The following is a 14,021-nucleotide window of genomic DNA, read 5'->3' on the forward strand; positions in this document are numbered from 1 at the left end:
ATAGAGGGCAAACTGCGGCCATGGACCTTCAGATGTGGGACGAGCGCGGGCTGTGGCTCGAGCGGCAGGCCAACACGGCCGCCATGAAGGAGCACCTGGGCGGCGTCGAACCCGGGGACAAGCTGCTCGAACGCCACCAGCGATATCTGGACACCATGCGCGGGCGCGACGGGCACATGTGGCTGATCGTGCTGCCCGGCTCCTCCGATCCCGTCGGCAGCGTCGGCTACTGGGAGCGCGACTGGGCCGGCGAACCGGTCTACGAGATGGGCTGGAAGATCCTGCCCGCCTTCCAGGGCCGCGGCCTCGCGGCCGAAGCCACCCTGGCCACGCTGAATCGCCTCGCGCCGGCCGCCGGGCGGCGCTGGGTCCACGCGTACCCGAAGGCCTCCAACGCCGCCTCCAACGCCGTCTGCCGCAAGGCCGGCTTCACCCTGCTCGGCGAGACCGCCTTCGAATACCCGAAAGGCACCATGATCGTCTCCAACGACTGGCGCCTCGACCTTTCAGCGCTGCTAAAGAATCAGGCGAGGACAAATCAATAGACCTTAGGGGTACGGGGTTGAGACCGTGACCGGATGCTGAACGGCCTGCACATCCCGCTGATCACCCCGTTCGACGCGTCCGGCGACATCGACACCGGCGCGCTGACCCGCCTCGCCCACGACACCCTCGACGGCGGCGCCGCCGGGCTGGTCGCGCTGGGCACCACGGCCGAACCATCCACCCTGAGCACCGCTGAACGCGCCACCGTCCTGCGGACCCTGGCCGCCACCGGCGCCCCGCTGATCGTCGGCGCGAACGACGCCGCGAGCCTGGCCGGGCTCACCGCCGTCGCGGCCCTGACCCTGGTGCCGCCGTTCGTGCGGCCCGGCGAGGACGGGGTGGTCGCGCACCTGAGCGAACTGGCCCGGGTCAGCCCGGTGCCGCTGGTCGTCTACCACGTGCCGTACCGGACGGCTCAGCCCTTGACCCTGCAAGCCCTGCACCGGATAGCCGCCATCCCGAACGTGTGCGGCGTGAAACTCGCCGCCGGCGGCATCGACGCCGACACGGTGGCCCTGCTGGCCGACCCGCCGGAGGACTTCGCCATCCTCGGCGGCGACGACGCGTACATCTCTCCGCTGCTGGCGATGGGGGCACACGGCGGCATCCTCGCCTCGGCCCACATCGCCACCAGCTCTTACGCGGAGCTGATCACAGCCTGGCAGTCCGGCGACACCGGCCGCGCCCGCCCTCTCGGGCATCGCCTGGCCCGGCTGTCGGCGGCCCTGTTCGCCGAACCGAACCCGGCCGTCACCAAGGGCGTCCTGCACGCACAGGGCCGCATCCCCACCCCGTACGTCCGGCTGCCCCTGCTGCCCGCCTCACCGGCGTCCGTCGAGGCCGCGCTCGGCGCGGTCCCCGCGGAACAATCCGTGTGACTCAGTAGACGCGCCAGATGCTGTTGTCGCTGCCGTTGCAGGTGAACTGGATCAGGGGAGCGCCCTGCTCCTTGGAACCGCCCTTGACCACGAGACACTTTCCGCTGCGCAGATTCTTCAAAGTGACCCAATCCGGAGTGGTGAACCCGGGCACCCTCGTCCAGACCCACACATCATTGTTGACGTCGTCATAGGTGCACGTCGCCTGAACGACGACGGCCTCGTCGTTGTAGGCCGCGCCTTTGACGGCCAGGCACATGTCGTTGTGCGGATTGCCGTCGTCGCTGAAGGTATGAGCCGGTTTGATCCGGACATAATTGCCGGACTCGTACTCGTTGACCATGATGTCGTTGCTGACGGCGTTGTGCTCGTACCGCCACTGGACGGCCGGCGCGAGGTTGGCCGTCGACGCGCCCTTGACGACGGCCCAGAGCAGCGAATGGTAGTTGAACAACTCGACCCGGTCGCGCGACATGAAGGCATCGACGTCGGAGTCGTCGGCCGAAGCGGGCACGACCTGAATCGACAACACCGTTATCGCGGAAATCGCGACAACAATTAAACGCCGGAGAACAGACACCATCAGCATCCTTTCGATATGGCGGACCTGAGCGGAGACCCTAAGCGGAAGGACTTCTGATTCGCAGACCGCCGAGGGAAACCGCGAACCGTTATCCACCCATCACGATCATCTGGCCGGCCAAACTTTCCCCGGCGGTCCCCGTAGATTCACCGGCGTGATCACGACTCTGATCGAGGCCGCCCGCGCGGCCCTGGCCCACGGTGACGGTGACGTGCACACGGTCGCCGCGGCCGTCCTCGACGAGGACGGCTTCCCGGACGCGGGCGCCGTGCTGCCCGGCCTGCGCGGCTACTACCCGGAGCTGGGCACGGACGACGAGATTGTCATCGTCCGGTTCCGGCTCGACGGCGAATGACGGGCCCGGGCCGCAACGGGCCTCGGCGTCAGAACTCCGCGACGGCGACGGCGATGTTGTCCGGGGCGCCCGCGCGGTGGGCCAGCGCGATCAGCGCGGTGACCGCCTGCTCCGGGCCGTCGGCTGCGGCCAGGGCGGCGCCGATGTCGGCGGCGGTGGCGACCGCGGACAGGCCGTCGGAGCAGAGCAGGTAGCGGTCGCCGGGCAGGGCGGTGCGCAGGGCCAGGTCCACCTCGCCTTCGGCGCCCCAGCCCAGGGCCCGGGCCAGCAGGGCCCGCTGGGGATGCGCGGCGGCCTCGGCCGGGGTCAGGTTGCCCTGGTCGACCTGCGCGCGTACCCACGTGTGGTCCTGGGTCAGCTGCGTCAGCTCACCGTTGCGCAGAAGATAGGCCCGGCTGTCACCGACGTGCACCAGCGCCAGCCGCGTGCCCTGGCGCACCAGCGCGGTCAGCGTCGTCACCGGCCGGGCGTCCCAGCCATCGCCCTGGCCGGCGGAAGCGGCATCCGAGCCTTCCGACGCGGCGTCGGTTGAGCCCGGCGCTCCGTCATCGTGGACCGAGGCGGTGTCGTCCCGGCCCGTCAAGGTGTCGTCCGGCGAGGGCTTGGAAGGCCGCTCGGCGAGGCGGCGGATGACCCGGTCGGCCTCGGTGACGGCGGCCGCCAGCAAGGTCAGCAGGTCGGTGCCGGCGGCGGAGGGCTCCACGGCCCGGACGGCGTCTACCGCGGCGGCCGCCGCTCGCGCACCGCCTGGGCCGCGGGTGCCGTCGGCCACCGCGAGGACGTGCGAGGTGGCGTACGCCAAATCCTCATTGGTGTTGCGGCCCGCGCCCGCGTCGAGGCCGGCGGCGAAACGGAAGTCGATCTTCGGCATGGTGGTGTCCCTTCCCGTCAGGTCAGCTACGAGGAGAGAGGTCAGACGAGCCCGGGCCGCCGTGTCGGCGGTGACGCGCCGCCAGAAGGCTTCCACCGCCTCGGCCGCGGCGGCCGGTTCGAGCGCGCACACCTCGGCGATCTCGGCCAGCGGCATCCCGATGCGCCGCAGCTCGGCGATCAGCCGGGCCCGGTCGAGCTGCCCCGGCTCGTAGAACCGGTACCCGCTCTCGGCGTCCACCGCGGCCGGCCGCAACAGCCCCGTCTCGTCGTAGAGCCGCAGCGCCTTCGGCGTGAGCCCCGCCTGCCGCGCGAACCCACCGATCGTCAACAGCCCCACGGTCCCCTCCTCCTCGCGCCGGCCACCCCGGCCGGCACACCCCACGCTGGGCCTTGCCCAAGGGTCAAGGTCAACCCTTTCCGTCTGCTGCCGGAGCAGACCACCAACGGGAACGGGTGAGACGTGGCCGGTGGGTGGGCGGTCGCGCAGCAGGGCCAGGCCGACGTCGACGATGACGGCGCGTTCCAGGGACGGGACCTCGGCCAGGCGGATCCAGCGGGCCATGTCGGTCGAGCCGCCGGTCTCGTCGCGCAGAGCGCCGCCGGTCACGGTCACCTCGTAGAAGACGCCGACGGAGTGCAGCAGCCGGCCCGGTGGGTCGCTGTAGTACGCCGCAAGCCGTTGCATTTCACAAACCGATCAGGGTGAGCAGCTCGGAATGGGTCCGCGCGTCCGCGGCGACGATCAGCCCGCCGGCGCCGGTGTGCACCGGACTGCCGTCGAGGCCGGTGACCACGCAACCGGCGGCGCGGCACAGGGCTATGCCGGCCGCGAAATGGACGCTGTCCTGCAGGTGGCCGTCGGTCACATACGCGGCCCGGCGGCCGGTGGCAACCCAGGTCACGGCCAGGGTGGTGGAGACGACCCGGGGGCGGAAACGGGCGGCGAATTCGCGGTTGGCGAGCAGGTCGGCCGCGCGGAAACGGGGATCGTTGGGGAACGGGGGATCGAGATTGACGTCGACCAGACGCGACGAAGCGGACGGGGACAGCTTTTCGTCGGTGCTGTCCCGGCGTACACAAGCGGAATCGCCGTTGGTCCAGAAAACCTCGCCGGTGAACGGGTCGGCGCAGGCGGCGGCCGTGACCTCGCCGCTGTCGCGCAAGGCGACATTGACGGCGACGAGCAGATTGCGTACGGCGTAATTGAGTGTCCCGCACAGCGGATCGACCAGCCAGGTCCGGTCGGCCGGGGCGCCGGAACGGCCGGTCTCCTCGCCGACGACAGCATCGTGGGGACGCTGTTCGCGCAGCAGATCGATGATGACGCGTTCGGCTTCGAGGTCGGCGGCAGTCGCGAAATCGCCGCCGCCCTTGTCGACCCGGTCGTGGTCGGCGCCGAAATGAGCGCGCACCACCTGCGCCCCGGCCTGAGCGGCGGCGATCGCCAGTTCCCCGTCGGTGATCATCGGGGCAGGATAACCGGACGGCGCCAATCAGAGTTGTCGATGACGGCGGAGGCCCGCGCGTGCGGATCGCAGGTGGCGAAATAGAGCCGCTGGCCGCCGACGTAACGGGCCAGGCTCGGATGCTCCGGATCCGGATGCGAGCCGTCGCGCCGCGCCATTCGCGGGACCGTCACCTCGAACGGCGCGTCCAGGAACACCGAGAACTCCCAGAAACCGGCCAGCTCGCCGCGATGCAGGAACAAACCGTCGACGATCAGCACCGCGTCCTGCGGGGCCGATTCCCATTCAAGGTCCAGGGCTTCGTCCGTACGGACATCGTGCGTGGCCCGCCGGAATCGCCGCGACCCGCCCGGCGCGAACGGCTCCAGCACCTCCCGGACGAGAGCGGGATAGTCGTAACTGTCGAGGAAGAAACCCTCCGGCGAATCGCGGCCCTTCCGGTAGCGGACGGCGCGCGGATGGTGGAAATCGTCGGCCGACACGTGCACGACCGGGCGCCCACGGTCCCGCAGCGCGGCGGCCAGGTGGCCCGCGAACGTCGACTTCCCGGCCCCGTCGACGCCGTCCACGCCGACCCGGCCACCCGGCACAAGATCAGCAATCTGGTCGATCAAAGCTGGTCGCACGGGCGAAGACTAGCCTTGCGTGACCTTGCACAATGACAAGGGTGAAGGACGCCGCGGGTTCGATATCCCTGTTCGCCATACCGGTGATCCTGTACGCGGCCTGGATGGCCGGCAGCCTCATGATCCCGGTGACGGTGGACGGCCTGACCGGAACGGTGCTCCTGATCGTGAGTGCGCTGGCCGCGTTCGTGCTGCCCAGGGTGCTGTGGGCGTACGCCACGACCGGTGCGCTGGTGGTGGTGACCGCGCTGGCGTTCACCCAACTGCCCGCCACGAGCATCGGCTCGGTTCCCGCGCCGGCGCTGCTGGCCGCGGCGGCGGTGCTGGCGTGGCTGTTCCATCGCACCCCGCGCCGGCAGAGCCCCGGCGAGGCCTGGCTCAGCCGGCTCGACGGCCTGCTGGTGGGCCGCTACGACGTGCCCCGGCGCCGGGCGGCCGAGCTGGTCGCCGAGGCCCGCGCGGCGGGCGCCCCGGACGGCCCGGCACCGGTGGCCCGCTACGCCCGGGAGCTCGCCGAAGCGGAACCGCCCCGCCGCCGCGGCAGCTGGCCGCTGCTTCCGCTGCTGGTGACGACGGCGGTGATCGGCGCCGCGGCCGACGGCCAGTGGGCGCTGGCCGGGCTCGGCGCGGTCGTGCTGGCCTGGTCGGTGTGGGACTGCAGGGACGCGCTGCGCCGGTCATGACCGCTTCGTGGAGCCTGCGACCCGCCACCGCCGGGGACGTCGAGGCGATCGCCGAGCTGCGGGCCGTCGTACTGCGGCCCGACCTGGAACGCCTCGGCCGGTTCGACGAACACCGCGTGCGGCAGCGGCTGCGGGACTCGTTCTCACCCCGGCACACCTCGATCATCCTGTACGGAGGTGAGTTCGCCGGCAGCATCACCGTGCGGCCCGGCTGGCTCGAACACTTCTACCTCGCTCCGGCGCTGCACGGGCGGGGCGTGGGCTCGGCCGTCCTGCGGACCGTGCTCGCGGGCGCCGACGCCGAGGGCACGGCGGTGCGGCTCAATGTGCTGCGGGGCAGTCACGCGGTCCGGTTGTACGAACGTCACGGCTTCACCGTGGACTCGGAGGACCCGGTCGACCTGTTCATGGTCCGGCACCCCCTGCCAAAGTCGTAAGACCTCGGGCGGACGCGCACCAGGACCCCCACGCGATACGGTGCGTCCGCGCTCGAAAGGAGGGGTTCCAAGATGAGCCCGACCGTCAAGATCCTGCTGTCCGGGGCGGCGACCTTCGTGGTGGGCCTGCTGCTGTGGCTGTTCACCGGCGACGTCGAAACCCCGGTCATCACCCTGACCAAGCTCGGCGCCGTCATGATGGTGGCGGGCGCCCTGGAATTCCTGTGGGGCCTTTATCAGGCCGCCCGCTCACCGGGCCGCCCCGACGGTTGATCGGGTGACGATTCCGGCCACGGGGTCGCGCCGGAACCCTGACGTTCTCTGTCCAAGTGCCGCACGAGATTGCCCCATGCCTGCATCCGTACTCGATCCAGTGTCGATTCGCCCACCCGGAACCCGCCACCGCGGCCGCCCTCCCCTCGACGGGGGGCGAGCAGGTTGTACTCGATCTGTTCACGGTGGGTCCACGGCTTCCGGTCGCCCACCCGGACCTCGTTGGCCCACTCGGTGAACACGTGCACCTCGGGAGCGATCGCCTCCACACGTCGCCACACCGCCTCATTCCAAGGTCCGAGGCCGGTCGTCTCCTCGAGCGCGCGACGGTGCCAGGATTCGAATGCCGTACCGATCGCACGGATGAGACCTTCCCAGCGCCGCAGCAGTTCCTGAGGCTGCGCATGGTGGGGGTCGCGGCCGAAGCCCACGGTGATCTGCACCGAGGGCCGGTCCCAGGCGAGGTGAAAGTCCAGCCGCCGCCGTTCGCCTTCGCCGCCGAGCCACACCCAGTCGATCCCCAGCAGCTCCCCCATCTCGTACCGGTTCACGCGCCACGGCAGCAGGGGCGCGTACCTGCGCCGGATGGTGACGGCCTTGCCGTCGAACTCGACCTGGGCCCGATGCGTGTCGCATCTCAACGTCGAGCTGTCCCGCACCATCGGCGTCTCCTCCTGTTCGACCACCCCGTGACCGCCGTACGAGTCGCCCTTGACCTGGCTGTCACACCGCGAGCAAAGCGCCGGAGACTGACCTCTCGCGTCCCGGCGCCTTCCGCACGACGCTACCTGTCCGCCGCGCGTCGCTGTAGGCCCAGCTGCCCGGCCACATACTCCACAGCCGACCACGGCACATCGAGAGGATCCCCGAGTGTGCGGGCCGCGGTCAGGGCAGACGGTGTGCGATGAGGACGGCGCCGGGAATGCTGTCGTCGGGGCCGAAGACCATCTGCGCGTCGACCGTGAAGCCGGCGTCGCGCAGCCAGCCCGCGACCCGGTCGGGTTGGCGGCGGTGGACGTACACGTTCATCGGGTGGCCGCCGTAGCCTTCGGTCTTGAGCCGGGCCTGGTCGCCGACATGGAATCCAACCAGCACCGGACCGCTGGGCCGCAACACCCGGTGGAACTGGGCGAAGACCGCCGGCACCTCCTCGTCCGGCACATGGATCAGCGACCAGAAGGCGAGCACCGCGGCGACGGAGGCGTCGGCGAGCCGCAGATCCGTCATCGAGCCCACCTCGAACCGCAGACCCGGATGGTCCCGCCGGGCGACGTCGATCATCGCGGGGGACAGGTCGATACCGAAGGCGTCCACCCCGAGCTTCTGAAGGTGCGCGGTGACGTGCCCGGGCCCGCAGCCCACATCGGCCACCGGCCCATCGCCGGCGGCGTGAACCAGTTCGGCAAACAGGGCCAGCGCGGCCCGCAGATACGGCTGCCCACTCAGCGATTCACGAACGAAGTCGGCATAGCTGTCGGCCACGGTGTCGTAGGACGTCCGTGTGGCCGCCAGCCAGCCACCCGAACCGGGCCCAGCGGCGTCGCCGTCTTGTCGCACCTGTCTTCTCCCGCCGTGTTCGCCATCGGCCGCGCACGCTATCAGTCGTTGCGCGACGAAACCTCGACCCGGCCGCACCGGCTCGGTAACACCCGTGGCGGATCAGCCACATCGCGCTGCTCTGCGCGTGAAACCTTGGTCCGGATTATTGGATTACTAATAACAGCAATCCAATAATCCGAGAAGCGGACATAACGGGCGCGAGGCAGAGTTACACCATAGTGTCGATTTTGTTGTATCCCTACTTGTTCAGTATGGTTTGCCAGGCTGCTCGGATCGCCGACGCTGAGCTGAGGCCGTCGCCTGCCCGCGCCAAATCGCGCGACAGGATTTTGAGTGGAAGCCACACTGTGCTGGTGTTGGACCAAGAACTCGACGTGCATGACTATCTGCGGCAGATCGAACTACTCGCCCTCGATGTGGTCGCCGCAGCGCAGGAGGAGGGCTGGCAGACGTACGGCGAAGACCCGGCAGATGCCACCTCGCTGCAGCGCTCGGTCAACGACTTGGCTCGCATCCTTCGGCACCATCACTTCGAGGACGACGGCTGCGCCGAACCGAGCCGGCCGGTGCTCCACCTCGGCGGCGCCGCGGTGTTCGAACCGGGTGAAACGGAGAGCGAGCAGGACAGCTATCGGGTGGGCTGTGCTCGACTCGGTGTCGATGCCCGGGATGAGGGTTGGTCGCTCTGGTACACCTGGGACGACCAGGAGCGCGCTCATACGATGGTGACCACGGCTTTGGAGGCGACCCGGGGCCTACTGGACAACTGGGCACAGGGCCGCGATGTTCATCCTGCTCAGCCGCGGCGTGGTCAGATCCGCGCCGTTATCAGGGGATGGGTCGGGCCGATCACCCTGTCGCCCAGTCACGCCAGCACGAGAGGGCTGGGCGGATGTTGAGCACAGCGACGGCGTCAGCTCGGTCGATGGCTGCTGACGAGCGTGAAGGGCTCGCGTTCCTCGGTGAACCCCGGCGGGTACGACACTTTTTCGGGCCGTCTGCGGCGATACTGGTGGCCCCGAGCGTCTGGAGGGCTGATGCGCACCTCGTTGACGACACCGCGGCTGCGGCTGCGGCACTTCGCCGCCGACGATGCTCCGGAGTTGCATGGGCTGTTCTCTGATCCGCTGACGCACACGATCGGGAACGGGCCGTTCACCGAGATGGCGCAGACCGAGCAGTGGATCCGCAACCGGGCGCGGGCCCGTGACGAGCACGGGCTGTGCTGGTACGCGGTTCGCGACGCCGGCACCGGTTCTCTGATCGGTAACTGCGGGATGCTGACCGGGCGTACCGGCGCGGTGGAACCTGAGATCGGCTATCTGATCGGGCGGGACCATCGTGGGCGCGGGTTCGCCTCCGAGGCGGCCCGGGCTGTTCTCGGCGAGTGCCGGGCGGCGGGGCTGCGGCGGGTCTGGTCGAGCATCCGCCCGGCCAACGTGGCGTCGCGGCGGATCGTGGAAGGGCTCGGGCTGCGCGTGGACCGGGTCGAGCATGACGAGCGCGGGGAACTGCTCTTCTATGTGATCGACCTTCGCGGGTGAGGGTTTCCTGGGCCGACACCCCGCAGCCGCTGCGGGACGCTGTCGCGGGGGCGCTCGGGTCGGCTGTGGCCGGCTACCGGGATCTGCGCGGTGGCATGTCGCCGGGGCCGGCGGTGGGGTTGCGGCTCGCTGATGGGCGGCGGGTGTTCGTCAAGGCCGAGTCGGCCGAGGTCCGGGTCCACAACCACGCGATGGTGCTGCGGGAGTCGGCGATCCTGGACGAGCTGCCGGCGTCGGTGCCGGCGCCCCGGCGGCTGGCCACTGTCGAGTGCGGGCCGTGGGTGGCGCTGGCCACCACCTGGGCGGCCGGTGCGAGCGGCGCGCTGTGGAACGACACCTCGATCGCCGTGGTGGTCCGGGCGTGCCGCACCGTGAGCGGTCATCGGGCCCCGGCGGCGCTGGTGCCGGTGGCCGAGCGGCTCTTCGGCTTCGACGGCTGGGAGCGGCTGCTCAAGCTCGGCGACAGCGACAGCGACGGCGACGGCGACCCGCACGTACGGCCGGCGGCCGCGATGGTGGCCGGCTGGGAACAGTGGACGGCCGGTGACGCGCTCGTGCACCGCGACATCCGTGTCGACAACACCGCGCGGGGGCGGGAGGCGATTCTGCTGGATTGGGCGTACGCCTCGGCCGGCGCCCCGTGGATCGATCTGGCCCAGCTGGCGGCGGACGTGGTCGCCAGCGGCCACGAGGCCGGCCCGCGGGCAGCCGTGGACCGGGCTCATCGGCTGTTGCGGACGCTGCCGCCGGAGGCGTCGCGGTTCGTGGTCGGCCTGGCCGGCATGTGGCGGTTCCGGGCCGCGACGATTCCGGACGTGGTCCTGCCGATCGCGGCCTGGCGCCGGGCGCGGGCTCTCGCGTTACGTCCTCTGGTGGCCCGCCTGATCGCCGAGTGAGGTAGGCGACGTTCACTTTGGAGAGGGCGCCGATCCGGGTAACGTGCGGGCGCTCAAACTTGTGGATCTTCCGATAGGACCGTCGCAGTGACGCAACCCCCTGCCCCGCAGCCCACTCAACCCGGCTTCGCCCCCTCCGCCGACGCGGCCTTCCCGCCCGCACCGGCACCCGTCGCGCCGCCGCGGGGATTCAGCGGTCTCGCCATCGCCGGTGTGATCCTGGCGGTCTTCGTGCCGTTCGTCGGTTTCGTTCTGAGCCTGATCGCCGTCTTCCAGACCGGCGCTGCCAAGAAGCGCGGACGCGGCCTGGCCGTCACCGGCGTTGTCCTGTCGGTCGTCGTCATGGCCTCGGCCGGCGCGCTGATCTACTCGCTGTCGAAGTCGACCGTCATCGACCCCGGCTGCACCGCCGGCAAGGCCGCGATCTTCAAGCTCGACGCGAACGCCACACCGGCCACGCTCGACACCGCGATCGCCGAGCTGAACGCGGCGGCCGCCAAGGCCGACAACGATGACGTCCGCAACGCCATGAAGACCCTCGCCGACGACTACGCCAAGCTCATGGCGGACGCCAAGGCGGGCAAGGCCCCGGACAACGCGGCCGTGCAGCGCATCACGGCCGACGCGCAGGCCATCGACGACCTGTGCACCATCGGCTCCTGAGGTCCCGTCAGTCTTTTCGGGCGGCCTCGCGCTTGCCGCGTTTGCCCAAGGGGATCTCGGCGACGTCGACGGTCTGTGTGGTGACCTTCTTGATGCCGTAGCCGCGGCCGGTCATCCAGGCCACAGCCTTGGCCTCGGCGCGAAGGGCCGCCTGGGCCACCCCGGCGTCGTCGTCGGCCTGCTCGGCGAAGCGGAACGTGAAGAACGGCCGCGCGGGCAGGTCGTACGTCAGGTGGCCCTCGGGGGTGTACTGCGTGTGCAGGAAGTCGTGGGCGCTCTGCGCGGCGACCAGCTCGGCCAGCTGGGCGTCGGTGAGGTTGTCGAAGCTGCCACGCACGGTGACCCTGATGGTGCGGCTCATGGGGGTGAAGTATGCCCAGGGGGCACCGTCAGGGCCACTGGATTTCGTCGAGGAACTCCTCGACCGCCACGACGATGCGGGCCAGCACGGCGATCGAGTCGGTCAGCGGGCCGGGCACGAACATGCCGTGGTCGGCGGTGGGGACCTCGACCACGTACGGGCTCAGGCGCCGGGCGGCGGCGCTGTCCCAGTGTTTGTCGGCGGTGCCGCCGACCAGCAGGCAGGGGGCGGTGGCGTTGTCGAGGGCCTCGACGATCCAGGGGCAGTGCAGCAGCGGGGTGAGCCAGACGGCGGGCAGGCCCCGCTCGGCCGCGACCCGCGCCGCGTTGGTGCCCAGGGATTTGCCGATGAGCAGGGCGGGGCCGCTGAGGCTGTCGAGCACGGGGCTGATCTGAGCGCGTACCCAAGCCTCGATCTCTTGACTTTCGAAGGACGGCGGCGTGGTGCTCCACCAGTGGGCGTGGGCCTCGGCGCCGCGTTTCTCGGGCACGGTGCCGGCGTAGGCGAGCAGGCCGGCGGCGGGGCCGTAGCGTGCTCCGGGGATGACCACTGCGTCTGCCATGATTCACGCTAACCGGGGGCGAAGCGGAACGCGATGCCTCGCGGGTCCTCGATTTCGATCAAGCCGGTGGTGTCGGTGTGCCCGGCCAGTCTGTTCAGCGCCTCGGGTGCGGTCGAGACCCCTTGCAGTTGTACGGAGATGCCGGTGAACCGCAGCGCGGCGGTGCCGGTGATCTCGTCCGGGCCGAGGGCGTCGAGGTCGCCGGCGAGGGTGACGGCGGCGGTGATGAGCGGGCCGTCCTGGGCGGTGACGCGCACGTCGACGCGGTCGTAGCGGTGGTGCCCGTGGTGGTGGACGACCGCTTCGGCCGGTTCGGCGAACGAGCCGCTGGACACGGCCAGCGCGGTCATGGCCTGCCAGCCGCCGGTGGTGTCGGGCAGCCATTCGATCTCGAGCAGGACCGGGTCGCCGCCGACCGGCGCGAACGGGATCCGCAGCGTCCAGGTCAGGGCCTCGTCCAGGCCCACGACCGGGTTGTCGAACAGCAGCCCGGACCATTCTCCGCCATCGGCGGCGATCAGTGCGCGGGCCTCCAGCCCGCCCTCGTCGTCACCCACGGCGGGAGTGTGCCACAACGGCTGGGAGCGGCTTGCGGTCAGGGGCGGCCGTCCACAAGGGCGCCGGGCTGATAGTGGTGAGAGCGCCGATTCAACAGTCCTGAGTGATGACCAGGTCTCGGCCCGCGAGGTAGAGGCTGCCCTCCACCGTGATGCACTGGGCCGCGCCCCGGCCGATCGGCTCGACCCGCTGAATCTGCCGGCGCCGAGCCTCACGGGACGGGCTCGGATGCTGCCGCTCCAACTTGCGCGGGAAGCGGAAGGTCGGCATGTCCGGCCGGGTGGAGAAGCGGATCTTCGCGACCGGTCGATATTCCTTACCCGCGAACTTGCCCACCGTCTCGGTTCGGGTGTACTTGAACTGGAGAGAGGTGACCAGCCAGGCCACCCCATCGGCCAACCCGAAGTTGGTGTTGGTGAACTCCGCCTGACCGCTCTTGAAGCAGCACCCGTCGGTGTCCATGAGACCCTGGAGCAGCGCGAGGCGCTGCTCGATGGAGCCGTTGAGGTACGCCTCGGGGATGTGCTTGTTCTTGATCAGGCCCAGCTTGTTCAGGGCGGCGGTCAGGCCGGGAATGCGGACGCTGACCAGCTTGCCTCGCTCGTTGCTGGGGACTCGGTGCCCGAGCAGGTCCAGTTCGGCGGCATCTTGCAGGTCGAGACCGATGATGCCGGTGTGGGAGTTTCCGTCGCCGAGCCAGAGACCAAGGATGTATGGGTCGACGGGCAGGTCCCGGGCAGGCAGGTCGATCGGTGCGGGCAAGTCGACCTGGAAGCTGCGGGACGGCCCGTTCGACCGGAGGGGAATTTCGGCGATCTGGCTGGTTGTCCAGGTCAGCTCGCGGGAGGCATATGTGCCGTACTGGCGGCGACGCTCCCCGTTCGGCCCCTTGGGAAGCTCCACCGCCGGGAGCTTGTAATCCCGATACCCCTGCCAAAGATGGCCACCGGTGGCGGTGATCTCAACGCCGCGATCGAAGATGACGCGATAGAGGTTCCGCTCGGTGGATCCGGTGACGGCCAGGATCTTCTTGGGCTTGCCGTCCGGCCCGCGGACGTAGTCACCGGGGCGCAGTTCTCCGTGCTTGGTCCAGCCGGCGGTGGTCAGGACAGGGGTGTCGTCGCTGAGGCCCGTGGGGAACTGCATGCCGGTCGGCT

At 70.1% G+C, this 14,021-nt stretch carries 20 protein-coding genes; 10 read left to right on the plus strand and 10 right to left on the minus strand.

The window, feature by feature from the left end; translation table 11 throughout:
• Window positions 1–20: 20 nt before the first annotated feature.
• On the plus strand, window positions 21–545 hold the full coding sequence (locus ACFY36_RS11540; RefSeq protein WP_499745869.1) for a GNAT family N-acetyltransferase: 525 nt from the start codon (window positions 21–23) through the stop codon (window positions 543–545).
• Window positions 546–578: 33 nt separating this feature from the next.
• Window positions 579–1,424 (plus strand): dihydrodipicolinate synthase family protein, encoded by an 846-nt coding sequence (locus tag ACFY36_RS11545; RefSeq protein WP_499745870.1) that lies wholly within the window; start codon window positions 579–581, stop codon window positions 1,422–1,424.
• A gap of 1 nt (window position 1,425) precedes the next feature.
• Here the strand turns inward: ACFY36_RS11545 and ACFY36_RS11550 are convergent, their stop codons facing one another.
• The gene (locus tag ACFY36_RS11550) at window positions 1,426–1,938 is read right to left on the minus strand and encodes an RICIN domain-containing protein (protein WP_499745871.1); all 513 of its coding nucleotides are present in this window, start codon (window positions 1,936–1,938) and stop codon (window positions 1,426–1,428) included.
• A 223-nt stretch (window positions 1,939–2,161) separates the two neighbouring features.
• On the opposite strand from ACFY36_RS11550, the gene ACFY36_RS11555 reads away from it, so the two are divergent.
• Window positions 2,162–2,362 carry a hypothetical protein gene (locus ACFY36_RS11555; protein ID WP_499745872.1) on the plus strand — a complete coding sequence of 67 codons (201 nt, stop codon included), beginning with the start codon at window positions 2,162–2,164 and terminating at the stop codon, window positions 2,360–2,362.
• Window positions 2,363–2,390: 28 nt separating this feature from the next.
• Here ACFY36_RS11555 and ACFY36_RS11560 read toward each other — a convergent pair whose 3' ends face one another.
• The 3 genes from ACFY36_RS11560 to ACFY36_RS11570 form a co-directional block, all read right to left on the minus strand.
• Window positions 2,391–3,572 carry a MerR family transcriptional regulator gene (locus ACFY36_RS11560; protein WP_499746794.1) on the minus strand — a complete coding sequence of 394 codons (1,182 nt, stop codon included), beginning with the start codon at window positions 3,570–3,572 and terminating at the stop codon, window positions 2,391–2,393.
• Window positions 3,573–3,921: 349 nt separating this feature from the next.
• Complete coding sequence (locus ACFY36_RS11565) at window positions 3,922–4,701, minus strand: inositol monophosphatase family protein (protein ID WP_499745873.1); 780 nt, start codon at window positions 4,699–4,701, stop codon at window positions 3,922–3,924.
• Window positions 4,698–5,327, minus strand: coding sequence for a nucleoside/nucleotide kinase family protein (locus tag ACFY36_RS11570; protein ID WP_499745874.1), 630 nt, complete (start codon window positions 5,325–5,327; stop codon window positions 4,698–4,700). The genes ACFY36_RS11565 and ACFY36_RS11570 overlap by 4 nt, the downstream gene beginning before the upstream one ends.
• A 41-nt stretch (window positions 5,328–5,368) precedes the next feature.
• Here ACFY36_RS11570 and ACFY36_RS11575 point away from each other — a divergent pair, with 41 nt between their 5' ends.
• The 3 genes from ACFY36_RS11575 to ACFY36_RS11585 all read left to right on the plus strand — a co-directional run bounded on the left by ACFY36_RS11575 (window position 5,369) and on the right by ACFY36_RS11585 (window position 6,720).
• Window positions 5,369–6,010 carry a hypothetical protein gene (locus ACFY36_RS11575; RefSeq protein WP_499745875.1) on the plus strand — a complete coding sequence of 214 codons (642 nt, stop codon included), beginning with the start codon at window positions 5,369–5,371 and terminating at the stop codon, window positions 6,008–6,010.
• Window positions 6,007–6,447: a GNAT family N-acetyltransferase gene (locus ACFY36_RS11580; RefSeq protein WP_499745876.1), complete on the plus strand. Its 441-nt coding sequence runs from the start codon at window positions 6,007–6,009 to the stop codon at window positions 6,445–6,447. The genes ACFY36_RS11575 and ACFY36_RS11580 overlap by 4 nt, the downstream gene beginning before the upstream one ends.
• A gap of 72 nt (window positions 6,448–6,519) precedes the next feature.
• The gene (locus tag ACFY36_RS11585) at window positions 6,520–6,720 is read left to right on the plus strand and encodes a DUF5708 family protein (RefSeq protein ID WP_499745877.1); all 201 of its coding nucleotides are present in this window, start codon (window positions 6,520–6,522) and stop codon (window positions 6,718–6,720) included.
• Here ACFY36_RS11585 and ACFY36_RS11590 read toward each other — a convergent pair.
• Together ACFY36_RS11590 and ACFY36_RS11595 are read right to left on the minus strand one after the other, a co-directional pair.
• On the minus strand, window positions 6,684–7,406 hold the full coding sequence (locus ACFY36_RS11590) for a hypothetical protein (RefSeq protein WP_499745878.1): 723 nt from the start codon (window positions 7,404–7,406) through the stop codon (window positions 6,684–6,686). The two genes, ACFY36_RS11585 and ACFY36_RS11590, sit on opposite strands and share 37 nt — an antisense overlap.
• 199 nt (window positions 7,407–7,605) lie before the next feature.
• A complete protein-coding gene (locus ACFY36_RS11595) occupies window positions 7,606–8,277 on the minus strand; it encodes a class I SAM-dependent methyltransferase (RefSeq protein WP_499745879.1) in 672 nt (223 codons plus the stop codon).
• Between the two features lie 356 nt (window positions 8,278–8,633).
• Between ACFY36_RS11595 and ACFY36_RS11600 the strand changes: the two genes are divergently transcribed.
• The 4 genes from ACFY36_RS11600 to ACFY36_RS11615 all read left to right on the plus strand — a co-directional run bounded on the left by ACFY36_RS11600 (window position 8,634) and on the right by ACFY36_RS11615 (window position 11,383).
• Complete coding sequence (locus tag ACFY36_RS11600) at window positions 8,634–9,179, plus strand: hypothetical protein (RefSeq protein ID WP_499745880.1); 546 nt, start codon at window positions 8,634–8,636, stop codon at window positions 9,177–9,179.
• A gap of 138 nt (window positions 9,180–9,317) precedes the next feature.
• Window positions 9,318–9,824, plus strand: coding sequence for a GNAT family N-acetyltransferase (locus ACFY36_RS11605; protein WP_499745881.1), 507 nt, complete (start codon window positions 9,318–9,320; stop codon window positions 9,822–9,824).
• The gene (locus ACFY36_RS11610) at window positions 9,821–10,720 is read left to right on the plus strand and encodes a phosphotransferase family protein (RefSeq protein ID WP_499745882.1); all 900 of its coding nucleotides are present in this window, start codon (window positions 9,821–9,823) and stop codon (window positions 10,718–10,720) included. Before ACFY36_RS11605 ends, ACFY36_RS11610 begins: the two co-directional genes overlap by 4 nt.
• Window positions 10,721–10,807: 87 nt before the next feature.
• Window positions 10,808–11,383, plus strand: a complete 576-nt coding sequence (locus ACFY36_RS11615; RefSeq protein ID WP_499745883.1) for a hypothetical protein — start codon at window positions 10,808–10,810, stop codon at window positions 11,381–11,383.
• A gap of 7 nt (window positions 11,384–11,390) precedes the next feature.
• On the opposite strand, the gene ACFY36_RS11620 is transcribed toward ACFY36_RS11615, so the two are convergent.
• The 4 genes from ACFY36_RS11620 to ACFY36_RS11635 form a co-directional block, all read right to left on the minus strand.
• Window positions 11,391–11,744: a DUF6204 family protein gene (locus ACFY36_RS11620; protein WP_499745884.1), complete on the minus strand. Its 354-nt coding sequence runs from the start codon at window positions 11,742–11,744 to the stop codon at window positions 11,391–11,393.
• A gap of 28 nt (window positions 11,745–11,772) precedes the next feature.
• Window positions 11,773–12,306: an alpha/beta fold hydrolase gene (locus tag ACFY36_RS11625; protein WP_499745885.1), complete on the minus strand. Its 534-nt coding sequence runs from the start codon at window positions 12,304–12,306 to the stop codon at window positions 11,773–11,775.
• 8 nt (window positions 12,307–12,314) lie between these two features.
• Window positions 12,315–12,863, minus strand: a complete 549-nt coding sequence (locus tag ACFY36_RS11630; protein ID WP_499745886.1) for a hypothetical protein — start codon at window positions 12,861–12,863, stop codon at window positions 12,315–12,317.
• A gap of 91 nt (window positions 12,864–12,954) precedes the next feature.
• Window positions 12,955–14,010 carry a hypothetical protein gene (locus ACFY36_RS11635; RefSeq protein WP_499745887.1) on the minus strand — a complete coding sequence of 352 codons (1,056 nt, stop codon included), beginning with the start codon at window positions 14,008–14,010 and terminating at the stop codon, window positions 12,955–12,957.
• Between the last annotated feature and the right edge of the window lie 11 nt (window positions 14,011–14,021).

It is taken from the genome of Actinoplanes sp. NPDC000266 (assembly GCF_042899005.1).
Taxonomy (GTDB): Bacteria; Actinomycetota; Actinomycetes; order Mycobacteriales; family Micromonosporaceae; genus Actinoplanes.

What these genes read in the sequence shown, in the direction of transcription:
- ACFY36_RS11625 (WP_499745885.1), bottom strand. Translation starts at nt 12,306, where the DNA reads ATGGCAGACGCAGTGGTCATCCCCGGAGCACGCTACGGCCCCGCCGCC.
- ACFY36_RS11620 (WP_499745884.1), bottom strand. Translation starts at nt 11,744, where the DNA reads ATGAGCCGCACCATCAGGGTCACCGTGCGTGGCAGCTTCGACAACCTC.
- ACFY36_RS11540 (WP_499745869.1), top strand. Translation starts at nt 21, where the DNA reads ATGGACCTTCAGATGTGGGACGAGCGCGGGCTGTGGCTCGAGCGGCAG.
- ACFY36_RS11635 (WP_499745887.1), bottom strand. Translation starts at nt 14,010, where the DNA reads ATGCAGTTCCCCACGGGCCTCAGCGACGACACCCCTGTCCTGACCACC.
- ACFY36_RS11585 (WP_499745877.1), top strand. Translation starts at nt 6,520, where the DNA reads ATGAGCCCGACCGTCAAGATCCTGCTGTCCGGGGCGGCGACCTTCGTG.
- ACFY36_RS11580 (WP_499745876.1), top strand. Translation starts at nt 6,007, where the DNA reads ATGACCGCTTCGTGGAGCCTGCGACCCGCCACCGCCGGGGACGTCGAG.
- ACFY36_RS11565 (WP_499745873.1), bottom strand. Translation starts at nt 4,701, where the DNA reads ATGATCACCGACGGGGAACTGGCGATCGCCGCCGCTCAGGCCGGGGCG.
- ACFY36_RS11605 (WP_499745881.1), top strand. Translation starts at nt 9,318, where the DNA reads ATGCGCACCTCGTTGACGACACCGCGGCTGCGGCTGCGGCACTTCGCC.
- ACFY36_RS11545 (WP_499745870.1), top strand. Translation starts at nt 579, where the DNA reads ATGCTGAACGGCCTGCACATCCCGCTGATCACCCCGTTCGACGCGTCC.